Source organism: Streptomyces violaceoruber (assembly GCF_033406955.1).
Taxonomy (GTDB): Bacteria; Actinomycetota; Actinomycetes; order Streptomycetales; family Streptomycetaceae; genus Streptomyces; species Streptomyces violaceoruber.
Window position 1 is genome coordinate 923,200 of the sequence record NZ_CP137734.1, and the last position, 13,212, is coordinate 936,411.

Genomic DNA, 13,212 nt, shown 5'->3' on the forward strand with positions numbered 1-13,212 from the left:
GTCCTGGGAAGATCCTCCGGACGAACGTCACCGACGCAGCCGGAGGAGCCATGGCCGAGGCCCGCGAGCACACGCTGACCGGAACCCGGGGGCGGATCGCCGTCCGCGAGTGGCCCGCCGTGCGCCCCCGCTACGTGGCGCTGCTGGTCCACGGATACGGCGAGCACACCGGGCGCTACGAGGAGGTGGCCGGCGTCCTGACCGGCCACGGCGCGGCCGTCTACGCGCCGGACCACACCGGGCACGGACGCTCGGACGGCGAGCGGGTGGTCGTCGAGGACTTCGAGGACGTGGTCACCGACGTACACGCCGTGGCGGACCTCGCCCGCGCCGGCCACCCCGGCCTGCCGGTCGTCATGGTCGGCCACTCCATGGGCGGCCTGATCGCCTCCCGCTACGCCCAGCGCCACCCGGGCGAGCTGACGGCGCTGGTGCTGTCGGGACCCGTCATCGGCGACTGGGAGCTGCCGCGCCGGCTGCTCGCCCTGGAGGAAATCCCCGACACCCCGATCAGCCCGGCCTCGCTCTCCCGCGACCCGGCGGTGGGAGCGGCCTACGCGGCCGATCCGCTGGTCTGGCACGGGCCGATGAAGCGGCCGACGCTCCGGGCGTTCGTGCGGACGCTGGAGACCGTGGCCGAGGGCGGCGACGTCGGCCCGCTGCCGCTGCTGTGGGTGCACGGGGACGACGACCGGCTGGTGCCGCTGCCCGGCAGCCGCGTCGGCGTGGAACCGCTGAGCGGCGGCGACCTGACCGTGCGGATCTACCCGGGCGCCCGGCACGAGGTCTTCAACGAGACGAACCGGGCGGAGGTCTTCGCGGACGTCACGCGCTTCCTGGACGGCGTGCTCGCCCGCTGAGGCGGCGGGCCCCCGGTGTCGGGTGCCGGGGTCCGCCGGGCGTTTGTCCCCCGCTCCGCTTGGGCACCCGCGCCCGCATGGAGTGGTTGCGCCGCGCCGCCTGCGTGGATGAGGACCCCGATCTGTTCTTCCCGGTGGGCACCGCCGGACCCGCCCTGCGGGACACGGCGGCCGCCAAACGCGTCTGCGCCAGATGCCCGGTGACCCCCGAGTGCCTGGCCTTCGCCCTGGAATCGGGGCAGACGTCGGGCGTGTGGGGCGGCACCGACGAGGCGGAGCGCGTCGCGCTGCTCCGGCTGACCACGCAGTACGCACGTACGCACGACGAAATGAGGGACACCTCATGGCCGACGCCCTCGAACTCGACGCGCTGTGGGAGGACTTCCACCGCGTGGTGAACATGACCTCCGCGGAACTCGCGGACTGGCTCCGGGTGCGCGACTCCGGCGAGCTGACCGAGCCGCTGCCGGACGACGCCGGGCCGCCGCTGGGACAGCACGTCCTCGCGATCCTGCAGAAGCGGCGCACCGACCTGACCGGGGACGACCTGCGCGCCATGCGCAAGGTCGTGGACACCGTGACCTCGCAGACCGACCTGGAGAACGAGCCCGCGGCCGAGGACACCCGCCTGCGGCACCGGCTCATGACGGTCGGTCACGACCCGCTGAAGCCGTAGCCGTGGGCCGCGACCAACGGCGGACCGTGCGCGAACTCGTCGACGCGCACGGGCAGACGTACGCCGAAGAGGCCGGCATCCGGTTGAAGGACACCCCGCAGCCGCTGTACCGGCTGCTGGTCCTCGCGCACCTGCTCAGCGCCCGGATCAGCGCCTCCATCGCGGTCGCCGCCGCCCGCGCCCTGAGCGAGGCGGGACTGCGCGACCCGCGCCGCATGGCCGGGGCCACCTGGCAGCAGCGGGTGGACGCGCTCGGGCGGGGCGGCTACCGGCGCTACGACGAGCGCACCGCCACCCAGCTCGGCGAGGCCGCCGAACTGCTGACCGAGCGGTGGGGCGGCGACCTGCGCCGGCTCCGCGACGAGGCGGACGGCGACGTCTCCGAGCTGCGGCGTCTGCTCCAGGAGTTCCCCGGAGTGGGTCCGACCGGCGCGGACATCTTCCTGCGGGAGGCCCAGCTGGTCTGGCCGGAGACGGGTCCCCTTCTGGACCGCAAGGCCCTCCGGGGCGCGGAGCGACTCGATCTGCCCGGGGACCGGGACCGGCTCCTCGCCCTGGCCGGGAAGACGGAACCCGCTGTCCTGGCGGCCGCCCTGGTGCGGGCGGCGGTGGACAAGGAGGTGGCCGAGGACACCCTCGACCGCGTCGGCTGAGTGCGCCGGACCCGGCGGGACCCGGCCCACTCCCGGCACCCGGCGGGGTCCGGCCCGCTCCGCCCGGCAGGGTCCCGCCCACTCCCGCCCGGCAGGGTCCCGCCCGCTCCCGGCGCCCGGCGGCGCCGGTCACCCGATCAGGCCCGTGCGCTGGTGCGGCCCCGGCCCCGGTGATGCGCTGAGGACACCGTTTCCCGTCCCAGGAGGCATCCCGCGATGAGCCGTCGTCCGTCCCACCCCGTCCGTCTCCTGGCCTCCGCCCTGGCGGCGGGCGCGCTGCTCACCACCGCGGCCTGTTCGGACGGCGGCGGGTCGCAGAGCGCCTCGGACACCGCCGCCGAACAGGCCGGGGTCGCCCGGCCCGACGCCGCGAAGCGGACCCCGACCGGCTCCCCCAGCGCCTCCCCCGCCACCCTCACCGAGGCCGGCGCCAAGGCCGCCCTGCTCACCGAGGCCGACCTGGAGGGAGGCTGGAACCAGGTCCAGGACGCGGACAAGTGGCGCGACCGGCTGCTCGTCGGCGAGGTGGACGTGGCGGACTTCCTCACCGCGAAGTCCAGCGCGACCGACTGCCAGGCGCTGCTGGACGCCCTCTACGGCGACGGCCTGCTGGGCGACCCGTCGGGGCCCTCGGCGCTCACCGGCTTCGAGCAGGGCGACTCCCGCCTGCTGGAGCAGGTCGCCGGGTACGACCGCGGGGGTCTGGACGCCCGGATGAAGTGGCTGCGGACCCTTCCGGACACCTGTGACGAGTTCACCGCCACCGGCGCCGGGGGTGCCAAGCGCACGGTCCAGGTGACCGAGGCATCGGTGCCCGAGGTGGGCGACGCCCGCGCGGGGCTGCGGGTGAGCGTCCAGGGGGACGCCGACGGCGGCCCCGCCACGCTCACCCTGGACGTCGCCGCGGTGCGCGTCGACACCTCCGCCGTCACCGTCATGGGCGGGGGCCTCGACGGCGGGCAGGCGGACTCGGTCGAACAGGCGGTGCGCCAGGGCACCGAGCGCCTCAAGACCGTCCTGGACGGCGGGACCCCCTCGCCGCAGCCGACCACCATGGACTGACCCCGGGCGGCCTTCACCGCGTCGTGCGCACATCCGGCGAAACCCGGACAGGGTGATCACCGGACGGCACAATGGTGTGCGACGGACGGCGCACGCGCGAAGGAGCCGACACGTGAGCGAGAGCGACCCCGTGCCCGGCGGGCGCCCCGGCGAGGTCGAGCGGGCCACCGCGCTGAGCGGCGAGCTGACCGGGCAGGGCGTGCACGGCGTGGTGCTGGCGTACGTCGACACCGCCGGGATCGCCCGGGTGAAGACCGTGCCCACCGCGAAGCTCGCCGCGGCCACGGCCTGGGGCGTCGGCATGTCCCCGGTGTTCGACACCTTCCTGGCCGACGACTCGATCGTCGGCACGGACGTCCTCGGCTCCCCCGACGGCGACCTGCGCCTCTACCCCGACCTCGACCGGCTGACCGTGCTCGCGGCACAGCCCGGCTGGGCGTGGGCGCCGGTGGACCGGATCACGCAGGAGGGCGCCCCGCACCCGGCGTGCGGGCGCACCGTGCTGCGCCGGATCGTGGCCGGGGCGGCCGAGCGGCACGGCATCACCTTCAGGGCCGCCGTCGAGGTGGAGTGGGTCGTGGGCCGGGGCGACGCGGACGGCGACGCGTTCGTCCCGGCGGTGTCCGGACCGGCGTACGGCGCGGCCCGGCAGGTGGAGCTGAGCGACTGCGCCGCCGACCTGCTGGCGGCGCTGGCGGCGCAGGGTGTGGACGTGGAGCAGTTCCATCCCGAGTACGCGGCGGGGCAGTTCGAGGTCTCGGTGGGGGCGCTCGGCCCGGTGGCGGCGGCCGACCACAGCGTGCTCGTGCGGCAGACGATCCGGGCGGTCTCGGCTCGGCACGGGCTGCGCGTCTCCTTCGCCCCTGCCGTCCTCGGACAGGGTGTCGGCAACGGCGGGCATCTCCACCTCTCCGCCTGGCGCGACGGGACGAACCTGCACGCGGGCGGGACCGCCCGCTACGGGATGACCGCCGAGGCGGAGTCCTTCGTGGCCGGGGTGCTCGGCCACCTCCCGGCGCTCACGGCGCTGACCGCGCCGAGCCCGGCGAGCCGACTGCGGCTGCGGCCCTCGCAGTGGGCCGGGGTGTTCACCGCCTGGGGCCGGGAGACCCGCGAGGCCGCGCTGCGGATCGTGACCGGCACCGCCGGGATCCGCGACCGCGCGGCGAACCTGGAGGTGAAGCCGGTCGACCTCGCCGCCAACCCGTACCTCGCCCTCGCCTCGGTGATCGCGGCCGGACTGGACGGGCTGGCCTCGTCCGCTCCGCTGCCCGAGGAGATCACCGGCGACCCGGCCCGGCTCGATCCCGCCGCGGCCGCCGCCCGGGGCGTGCGGCGGCTGCCGGTCACGCTCACGGAGTCGGTGGCCGCCTTCCGGACCGACGGCGTACTGCGCGAGGCGCTGGGTCCGGTGCTGGCCGACGCGGTGATCGCCGTGCGGCTGGGCGAGGCGGGGTCGGTCGAGGGGCTGGACGACGACGGTGTGGCGGCGGCGTACCGCTGGAAGTACTGAGATGGCCGCCGGACCCGTGGCCGAGCGGCTGGCCGCGCTGGAGCTGGTGGACCACCACTGCCACGGCGCCGTCACCGACGACCTGGACCGCGCGGGTTTCGAGGCCCTGCTCACGGAGGGCGAGGCGTGGCCCGGCGTCTCCCCCTTCGACAGCCCCGTCGGCCTCGCCGTACGCCGGCACTGCGCGCCCCTGCTGGGTCTGCCGCGCCACTCCCCCGCCGGTGTGTACCTGGCCCGGCGGTCCGAGCTGGGCGCCGCCGAGGTCAACCGGCGGTTCCTGCGGGCCGCGCGCACCGGCGCGTTCTGCGTGGACACGGGGTACGCCCCGCACCGCGTGACCGCACCGGCCGAGCTGGCCGAGGCCGCCGGCGCGAGGGCCTACGAGGTGGTCCGGCTGGAGGGCGTCGCGGAGGCCGTGGCGGCCGGCGGTGTCGAACCGGACGCGTACGCGCGCGCGTTCCGCACGGCCGCGTGGGAGGCGGTACGGCGGCCGGGTGTGGTGGCCGTCAAGTCGGTGGCGGCCTACCGCACCGGGTTCGGCCTGGACCCGGCCCGTCCCTCGCCCGCCGAGGTGACCGAGGCCGCCCGACGCTGGCTGGCGCGCGGCGGCGGCCGGCTCGACGACCCGGTGCTCGTGCGGCACCTGCTGTGGACCGCCGTGGACCTCGGCCGGCCGCTGCAACTCCACGCCGGGTTCGGCGACAGCGACATCCGCCTGCACCGGGCGGACCCCACCCTGCTGACGGACTGGCTGCACCTGACCGCCGGCACCATCCCGGTCCTGCTGCTGCACTGCTGGCCGTACCAGCGTCAGGCCGCCTATCTCTGCGCGGTCTTCGAGCGGGTGTACCTCGACGTGGGGCTCACCCTGCACCACGTCGGGCCCGCGCGGGCGGGCGCGGTCCTCGCGGAGGCACTGGAGATCACGCCGTTCCGCAAGCTGCTCCACAGCTCCGACGCCTATGGACTGGCCGAGTTCCACCACCTGGGTGCGCTGGCCTTCCGGCAGGGACTGGCCGGTCTGCTGCAGGAGCGGCTGGACGCCGACGAGCTGTCCCTCCCGGACGCGTTGCGCCTGGTCCGCTGGGTCGGACGGGACAATGCCCGGCGGGTCTACCGGCTGCCCGGCGGCCCGGCGGACGACGGCTGAGCGGCGTGGGACGGGTCACAGTCCCGGAGCGCCGCCCGGGAAGCACGAACGGCTGAAAGTATGATCAAGCGATGTCTGACATGACCGAAACCACGCCGGGCTGGCTGACGAGCGACGAACTCGAAATGGCACGCGCCCGCATGCCGATCCTGTACGTCGAGGCCGTGCCCGTACGGGTGGACGACAGCGGCGAAGTCACCAGCGTCGGCCTGCTCCTGCGCATCGGGCCCGACGGGACGGTCAGCCGGACGCTGGTCTCCGGGCGGGTGCTGCACCACGAGCGGGTCCGGGACGCGCTGCTGCGCCATCTGGAGAAGGACCTCGGCCCGGTGGCGCTGCCCCGGGTGCCGCCCTCGCTCCAGCCGTTCACGGTGGCCGAGTACTTCCCGACGCACGGTGTCACGCCGTACCACGACCCCCGGCAGCACGCGGTCTCGCTCGCCTACGTCGTGCCGGTGACGGGTGACTGCCGGCCGCGCCAGGACGCGCTGGACCTGGTCTGGTTCGATCCGCGCGAGGCGCTGTCCGAGGCGGTGCGCAGCGAGATGCCGGGCGGGCACGGAGTGCTGCTGAAGCAGGCGCTGGCGCACGTGGGCTGCGTGGGCTGAGCGCTCCCCGCTGCTACTCCTCGCGCCGGTCCCCGTCGCTCAACTGCGGGTCCAGATCGTCCCTGAGCAGGCCCCGGGACCCCGTCTGCCCGGTGCGGTAGGCGGAGCGGGCCACCAGGTGGGAGGCGACCGGACTGGTGAGGAACTGGAAGAAGGCGATGAGCGCGAGGGTGCCCACGTCGGTGCCGTGGCGCAGCCGCAGCGCCACCCCGGTGAGGACGAGGAGCATCCCGAGGGTCTGCGGTTTGGTGGCGGCGTGGCTGCGGGAGAGCACGTCGGGGAAGCGGACCATCCCGATCACACCGAGGAGGCACTGCAGGCAGCCGAGGAGCAGCAGGACGGTCCCGGCCAGGTCGGCGGCCTCGGCCCAGGCGTTCACCGGTGGTCCTGCCTGCCGTCCGGGCGCACGGCGGGCCGGTCGCGCACGGCGATGAAGCGGGCGATGCCCACCGAGCCGGTGAAGCCGAGGAAGGCGAGCACCAGCATCACGGGGAAGTAGAAGGAGTCGCGGTCGTGGGCGGCCTTGACGCCGATGCCGGCGATGATGAGCGCCGCGGCCACGTCCAGGGCGACGGCGCGGTCCAGCATCGAGGGGCCGTACCAGATGCGGTACAGCAGCAGTGCGCCGGCGACGAGGATCATCGCGAGCGCGGCGACGAGCAGGGCGTCTTCGACGGTGTGCAGGGTGGTCACGTCGGGAGGTCACCTTCCGGTACGGGGCGGGCGGCGTCGGCGATGTCCTCGGCGGTGCCGAAGGCGCGGGCGACGAGTTCCTCCATGCGCCACACCTGCCGCTGGGCGCCCTCGATCTCGCCGGGGTTGCCCGCGTCCAGGACGTGCAGGAACAGGGTGGCCGTCGACCGGCGCACCTCGATGACGGAGCCGCCCGGGACGTTGGAGACGGCGACCGCGGTGGCCGTGAGCATGAGGTCGCTGCGCACTCGCAGCGGGACGGCGACGACCGCGGCGTGGTAGGGGCCCTTGGCGAAGATCTGCCGGGTGACCTCGACGCTGGACGAGAACATGTCGAACAGCAGGTAGGCCGCGAGGCGCAGCACGCCCAGGGGGTGCAGCCGGAGGCCGATGTCCACGGCGGGCAGCGGGAAGGCCAGGCACAGGCAGACCGCGACGAGGACGCCGTTGACGAGGTTGGCCCAGGACGGGGTGCCCCACAGCAGGAGCCAGATGACGGTGAGCCAGCCGACGAGCGGCAGGTCGAGCACGCGCCGGCCGCGGCCGACCCGGAAGGACCAGCTGTAGGGGGAACGGTCGCGGAAGAGGTTGCTCACCGGCCGAGCACCGCCTCGATGTAGGGGGTACGGGCGAGGAGCTCGGTGGCGGCGGCCTGGGTGAAGGTGGTGAGGGGGCCGCCGAGGACGGTGTAGGACAGGCCGAGGGCGACGGCGGCCCCGGTGGCCACCAGCATGGGCCAGGGCAGGTGCTTGGTGGTGGTGATGGACTGCCCGAGGAAGCCCGCGGAGACGACGGCGCCCGCGGGCACCGGCAGCCCGCTCCCGGCTTCGGCCGGCCTGCCGGAGCCGGACGCCTCTCCGGAGCCGGGCGTCTCTGCGGAGCCGGGTGCCCTCCCCTCCTCGTCGTCACCCGTCTCGTCGTCCGTGTCGTCGTCCTCGGCCGACTCCAGCACGACGCCCTCCTCCTCGGCCCCGGGCGGTGCGTCGCGCCAGAACGCGAGGTTCCAGACCTTCGCCATGACGTAGAGGGTGAGCAGGCTGGTCGCGGCGGATCCGGCGACGAGGGCCCAGGCCCAGCCGCCGCCGTCGGCGACGCCCGCGCGCATCAGGCCGAGCTTGCCGATGAATCCGGACAGCGGCGGGATGCCCGCGAGGTTCATGGCGGGCACGAAGAACAGCACGGCGAGCAGCGGCGCCGTCCTGGCCAGGCCGCCGAGGCGGGTGAGTTCCGTGGTGCCGTCGCGCCGCTCGATGAGTCCGGCGACGAGGAACAGGGTGGTCTGCACGGTGATGTGGTGGGCCACGTACACGATCGCGCCACTGATCCCGCCGCCGCCCGCGAGGGCGATGCCGAAGACCATGTAGCCGATGTGGCTGATGAGCGTGAAGGACAGCACCCGCTTCAGGTCGGTCTGGGCGACGGCGCCGAGGATGCCGACGACCATGGAGGCGAGCGCGGCGAGCATCAGCAGGTCGCCCAGGCGGTGGCCGGGGAAGAGCAGGGTCTGGGTGCGCAGCATCGAGTACACGCCGACCTTGGTCAGCAGTCCGGCGAAGACCGCGGTGACGGGCGCGGGCGCGGTGGGATAGGAGTCGGGCAGCCAGGCGGCGAGCGGGAACACCGCCGCCTTGATCGCGAAGACGGTCAGCAGCATCGCCTCCAGCAGCGTGCGCACGCCGGGCGGCACCTCCTGGAGCCGCTCGGCGAGTTGGGCGAGGTTCACGGTGCCCGCGACCGCGTAGGTCATGGCGATGGCGACCAGGAAGAGCACGGAGGAGAACAGCGAGATGATCACGTATGTCGATCCGGCCCGGATGCGGGTCGCGGTGCCGCCGATGGTGAGCAGGACGAAGCTGGCGACGAGCATGATCTCGAAGCCGACGTAGAGGTTGACGAGGTCGCCGGCGAGGAAGGTGCAGGAGACGCCCGCCACGAGGATGAGGTAGGCGGGGTGGAACACGCCGACCGGCGCCTGGTCGTCGCGGTCGGCCATGCCCTGGCCCAGCGAGTACACGAGGACGAGCAGGGTGACGGCGCTGGAGACGGTGAGCATCAGGCCCGCCAGGCGGTCGGCGACCAGGGTGATGCCGACCGGCGGTGCGAAGTCGCCGAGGTGCACGCTGAGCGGGCCGTGGCGGTCGGCGGACACCATGAGCACCACGGAGAGCACCAGCACCGCGCCGAGCACGGCGATGCTGATGAAGCGCTGGAACCGGTGCAGCCGGGGCCCGATGGCCAGCTTCAGGCCGGTGACGCACAGGGGGAGCACAACGGGGAGCGGAACGAGCGCGTTCATCCGGTTCCTTCCGTGCCGGCGCCGCCCGGGTCGTCGGGCTGGTCGGGCGGCGGGTGGCAGGAGTCCTCGCCGGGGAGCGAGTCGGGCTCGCGGCCGGTCTCCTCGGGGTCGTTGGAGGGTCCGGCGACCCGTGCGGGGGCCGGCGCGGGGCGGCCCGCGGCATCGGTGGAGCCCAGCTCGCGGCCCTCCCGGTAGTCCTCGGGGTCGGCGCCGAGGATGTCGTTCCAGAGATTCCCGGAGACGTCGTTGGCGCGGGCCTGGTAGGCGCGTTCCTCGCGGACCCGTCGGCGCAGCCGTCTGCGGGCGGCCCGGTAGCGGGCGCGCTGCTCGGCGTCGGCGCCGCCGTCCCCGGCGCGGGCCTCGCGGTAGCGGTCGCGCAGTTCGCCGCGCCGGTCGAGGAACTCGGCGCGCAGGGCGACCAGCCGGTCCTCGGTGTCGTCGCTGATCTCGTCGGAACCGGTGACCTGGTGGCTGCGGTAGGCCATGGCGAGCAGGAAGGCGGTGGTGGCCAGGGTGATGACGATCGCGGTCAGGGCGATGGCCTGGGGCAGCGGGTCGGTGACGCGGTTGCGGATGATGTGCGGGTAGAGCAGGGGTGCCTCGCCCGCGCTGCCGGTGGCGGCCAGGACCAGCAGGTTGACGCCGTTGCCGAGGACAACGGCGCCGAGCAGGATCCGGGTCAGGGACCGGGTCAGCAGCAGGGTGGCGCCGACGGCGTTGAGGACGGCGGCGGCCACCAGCAGGGACAGGCTCACGGTCATGCGCGGCCCGCCTCCGGGCGCGGGGCGGCCCGTTCGATCTGGCGGTCGATGCGGGCGCCGAGGGCCCGCACGATGTCCAGGACCACGCCGAGCACCAGCAGGTAGACCCCGCAGTCGAAGAGGACGGCGGTGGACAGGTGGGCGTCGCCCCACACGGGCAGGTGGCCGTGCCAGGTCCAGCCGTGCAGCACGGTGCCCTCGCCGAGGCCGCCGAGCGCGACCCCGGTGGACAGGAACAGGCCGAGACCGGTGAACACGCCGGGTTTGAAGGGCACGGCGTCGGCGAGTTCGTGGCGGCCGCCGGCGAGGTAGCGGGCGATGAAGGCGACGCCCGCGGTCAGGCCCGCGACGAAGCCGCCGCCCGGCAGGTTCTCCGCGCACAGCAGCAGGTAGACGGAGAGGACGAGGACGGGGTGGAAGATGAGGCGGGCGACCACCTCCAGGACGAGGGAGCGGCGCTCGGGGGCGAGGGTGGCGCTGGCGGCGAGCCAGGTCCGCTCGGGTCCGCCCTCGTCGCCGGTGGGCAGCCCTGCCGACTCGTAGCGGCTCGCCCGCCAGGCGGTGCGCAGTCCGGCGTGCGGGTGGTCCCCGGGCAGCGGCAGTACGGGCTGTTCGGCGCCGTCGGCGCGGCGGTGCAGGTAGATGAGGCTGGTGACGCCGATCGCGGCGGCGGCGAGCACCGCGGACTCCCCCATGGTGTCCCAGGCCCGCAGGTCGACGAGGATCGTCGCGACGACGTCCTTCAGGCCGTGGTGCGCGGTCTCCTCGACCATCGCCGCTCCCGCGCTGTCGGCCCGGCGGTGCCCCGCCATGATCCAGACGACGACGGCGACGGCGGCGCCGCCCGCGAGGGCAACCGGCATCCGCAGCAGGCGCCGCCACCGGCTGAAGTTCTCCTCGAAGCGCACCGGCATCCGGCGCAGCACCAGCACGAAGACGATCATCGAGACGGTCTCCACGCAGAACTGGGTGAGTGCGAGGTCGGGCGCGCCCTGGGCGACGAAGAGCAGCGCGGTGCCGTATCCGGTGAGACCGGCGAAGACGACGGCCTTCATCCGGCGCCGCACGCCCAGGCACAGCAGGGCCGCCGCGCAGGTCAGCAGGGCGACGGCGGCCTGGGCGGGGTGGTCCCACAGGCGCGGGGCGGGCACGTCCGTCCAGGGTTCGTCCGCGACGAGCACGGCGATCTGTCCGGCGAGGACGACGCTCATGGTCGTGACGAGGTACACCGACAGCGAGCCGCGCTGCACGAATCCGGTGCACTGGAGGGCGGTGCGCTCCAGGGCGAGCAGCATCCGTCCGAAGACGAGGTCCGCGGAACGCCAGGCGAGCCGCTGACCGGCCCGGGTGACGGGGCTCGCGGCGAGGAAGAGCAGGACGCCGCCCGCCCAGGCGGCGCCGGACAGGCCGAGGGCGAGGCCCGCCCCGTGCCACAGCGCCAGGTGGTACGGGTGGGCGGGCGCGGGGAACTGCCCGGCGTAGGTGCCCAGCAGTCCCTGGAGCCAGGACACTCCGGGGCCGAGGACGAGGCAGGCGAGGGCGAGCACGGCGGGCGGCGCGAGGAAGGCCGCCGGGACGGGGTGCGCGGTGGTGTCGGGGAGGCCGGGCTTGCGGGCGAAGGCGCCCCACAGGTAGCGCAGGGTGTAGGCGGTGGTCAGGGCCGAGCCCACGACGGCCGCGGCCAGGGCCCAGCGGTCACCGGTGCTCCCGTCCAGGAGCGCCTGGAAGGCGGCCTCCTTGGCACTGAAGCCGAGCAGGGGCGGCACGGCGGCCATGGACGCTCCGGCGAGCACGGCGACGGCGCACACGGCGGGCAGCCGGCGGCCGAGTCCGGAGAGCTTGCGCAGGTCGCGGGTGCCGGTGGCGTGGTCCACGATGCCGGTGACCAGGAAGAGCGGCGCCTTGAACAGGGCGTGGCCGAGGATCATGGCGGTGGCGGCGAGGCCGGTGTCGTGGCGGCCCGCGCCGGTGAGGACGGTGAGGAGGCCGAGCTGGCTGACGGTGCCGTAGGCGAGGACGAGTTTCAGGTCGTGCAGCCGCAGCGCCCGCCAGCCGCCGAGCAGCATCGTGACCGAACCGAGGACGAGCAGGAGCGGGCGCCAGGGCGTGACGTCGGCGAAGGCGGGGGCGAGCCGGGCGACGAGGTACACGCCGGCCTTGACCATCGCGGCGGCGTGCAGGTAGGCGCTGACGGGGGTGGGTGCGGCCATGGCGTTGGGCAGCCAGAGGCTGAAGGGCCAGATCGCGGACTTGGACAGGGCGCCGACGAGGATCAGCACGACCGCCGTGGACAGCGCGGCCGACGGGGCCGGCGGGTCGGCCAGGATCGCCGAGACGCGGTAGGTGCCCGCCTCGTGCCCCAGGAGCAGGAAGCCGACGAGCATGGTCAGTCCGCCGAGCGCGGTGACCGTCAGGGCCTGCAGGGCGCTGCGCCGGTTCCGCTTGTGGTCGCTGGTCTGGCCGATCAGCAGGTAGGAGAAGACGGTCGTCAGTTCCCAGAAGATGTAGAGCAGGACGAGGTCGTCGGCGAGGACGAGCCCGAGCATGGCCCCGGTGAAGGCGAGGAGGTTTCCGGCGAACCTGCCGAGCTGTCGGGAGCGGTCGTCGAAGTAGGAGGCGCAGTAGACCAGCACGAGCGTGCCCACGCCCGCGGCGAGCAGCACCATGAGTTCGGCGAGGGCGTCCAGCCGCAGCGCCCAGTCCACGTGGTAGGTGGGCAGCCAGCGCCACACGGCGGTGTCGGCGCCGCCCGCGGCCGTCGTGCTCCACCGGGTGGCGGCCCAGGCGGTCGCCGCGGCGGGCGGCAGGGCCAGCACGAGGAAGGCTCGGGTCCCGCACCATCTCACCAACGGCGCGGCGAACAGCGCGAGCGCGAAGTGGCAGAGGATGAGCGCGGACACCCGACAGTGATATATCGGGCATCTCGCCTGAGCGTCCAGG

At 74.5% G+C, this 13,212-nt stretch carries 14 protein-coding genes; 8 read left to right on the top strand and 6 right to left on the bottom strand.

Annotated elements, in window-relative coordinates; all coding sequences use genetic code 11:
• The first annotated feature begins 50 nt into the window (after window positions 1–50).
• The 8 genes from R2E43_RS04350 to R2E43_RS04385 all read left to right on the top strand — a co-directional run bounded on the left by R2E43_RS04350 (window position 51) and on the right by R2E43_RS04385 (window position 6,522).
• Window positions 51–860 carry an alpha/beta hydrolase gene (locus R2E43_RS04350; protein WP_011031343.1) on the top strand — a complete coding sequence of 270 codons (810 nt, stop codon included), beginning with the start codon at window positions 51–53 and terminating at the stop codon, window positions 858–860.
• Window positions 861–937: 77 nt separating this feature from the next.
• On the top strand, window positions 938–1,258 hold the full coding sequence (locus tag R2E43_RS04355; protein ID WP_121710801.1) for a WhiB family transcriptional regulator: 321 nt from the start codon (window positions 938–940) through the stop codon (window positions 1,256–1,258).
• Window positions 1,204–1,536 (top strand): DUF3140 domain-containing protein, encoded by a 333-nt coding sequence (locus R2E43_RS04360; RefSeq protein WP_003972181.1) that lies wholly within the window; start codon window positions 1,204–1,206, stop codon window positions 1,534–1,536. The genes R2E43_RS04355 and R2E43_RS04360 overlap by 55 nt, the downstream gene beginning before the upstream one ends.
• 2 nt (window positions 1,537–1,538) lie before the next feature.
• Window positions 1,539–2,189 carry an endonuclease gene (locus R2E43_RS04365; protein ID WP_332055921.1) on the top strand — a complete coding sequence of 217 codons (651 nt, stop codon included), beginning with the start codon at window positions 1,539–1,541 and terminating at the stop codon, window positions 2,187–2,189.
• 216 nt (window positions 2,190–2,405) lie between these two features.
• Window positions 2,406–3,251, top strand: a complete 846-nt coding sequence (locus R2E43_RS04370) for a hypothetical protein (RefSeq protein ID WP_193487202.1) — start codon at window positions 2,406–2,408, stop codon at window positions 3,249–3,251.
• A 112-nt stretch (window positions 3,252–3,363) separates the two neighbouring features.
• Window positions 3,364–4,764, top strand: coding sequence for a gamma-glutamylpolyamine synthetase GlnA3 (gene glnA3 / locus R2E43_RS04375; protein WP_030870379.1), 1,401 nt, complete (start codon window positions 3,364–3,366; stop codon window positions 4,762–4,764).
• Between the two features lies 1 nt (window position 4,765).
• On the top strand, window positions 4,766–5,914 hold the full coding sequence (locus R2E43_RS04380; RefSeq protein WP_016327880.1) for an amidohydrolase family protein: 1,149 nt from the start codon (window positions 4,766–4,768) through the stop codon (window positions 5,912–5,914).
• 80 nt (window positions 5,915–5,994) lie between these two features.
• Window positions 5,995–6,522 carry an NUDIX hydrolase family protein gene (locus R2E43_RS04385; RefSeq protein WP_030870383.1) on the top strand — a complete coding sequence of 176 codons (528 nt, stop codon included), beginning with the start codon at window positions 5,995–5,997 and terminating at the stop codon, window positions 6,520–6,522.
• Window positions 6,523–6,535: 13 nt separating this feature from the next.
• Here the strand turns inward: R2E43_RS04385 and mnhG are convergent, their stop codons facing one another.
• The 6 genes from mnhG to R2E43_RS04415 are packed head-to-tail and all read right to left on the bottom strand — an operon-like array spanning window position 6,536 to window position 13,172.
• Window positions 6,536–6,901 (bottom strand): monovalent cation/H(+) antiporter subunit G, encoded by a 366-nt coding sequence (gene mnhG, locus R2E43_RS04390; RefSeq protein ID WP_003972187.1) that lies wholly within the window; start codon window positions 6,899–6,901, stop codon window positions 6,536–6,538.
• Window positions 6,898–7,215, bottom strand: coding sequence for a monovalent cation/H+ antiporter complex subunit F (locus tag R2E43_RS04395; RefSeq protein WP_121710336.1), 318 nt, complete (start codon window positions 7,213–7,215; stop codon window positions 6,898–6,900). Before R2E43_RS04395 ends, mnhG begins: the two co-directional genes overlap by 4 nt.
• The gene (locus tag R2E43_RS04400) at window positions 7,212–7,811 is read right to left on the bottom strand and encodes a Na+/H+ antiporter subunit E (RefSeq protein WP_003972189.1); all 600 of its coding nucleotides are present in this window, start codon (window positions 7,809–7,811) and stop codon (window positions 7,212–7,214) included. Before R2E43_RS04400 ends, R2E43_RS04395 begins: the two co-directional genes overlap by 4 nt.
• Window positions 7,808–9,511 carry a Na+/H+ antiporter subunit D gene (locus R2E43_RS04405; protein ID WP_332055922.1) on the bottom strand — a complete coding sequence of 568 codons (1,704 nt, stop codon included), beginning with the start codon at window positions 9,509–9,511 and terminating at the stop codon, window positions 7,808–7,810. The genes R2E43_RS04400 and R2E43_RS04405 overlap by 4 nt, the downstream gene beginning before the upstream one ends.
• Window positions 9,508–10,272, bottom strand: a complete 765-nt coding sequence (locus R2E43_RS04410; protein ID WP_003972191.1) for a Na(+)/H(+) antiporter subunit C — start codon at window positions 10,270–10,272, stop codon at window positions 9,508–9,510. Before R2E43_RS04410 ends, R2E43_RS04405 begins: the two co-directional genes overlap by 4 nt.
• Window positions 10,269–13,172 carry a Na+/H+ antiporter subunit A gene (locus R2E43_RS04415; RefSeq protein WP_030870389.1) on the bottom strand — a complete coding sequence of 968 codons (2,904 nt, stop codon included), beginning with the start codon at window positions 13,170–13,172 and terminating at the stop codon, window positions 10,269–10,271. Before R2E43_RS04415 ends, R2E43_RS04410 begins: the two co-directional genes overlap by 4 nt.
• Window positions 13,173–13,212 lie beyond the last annotated feature (40 nt).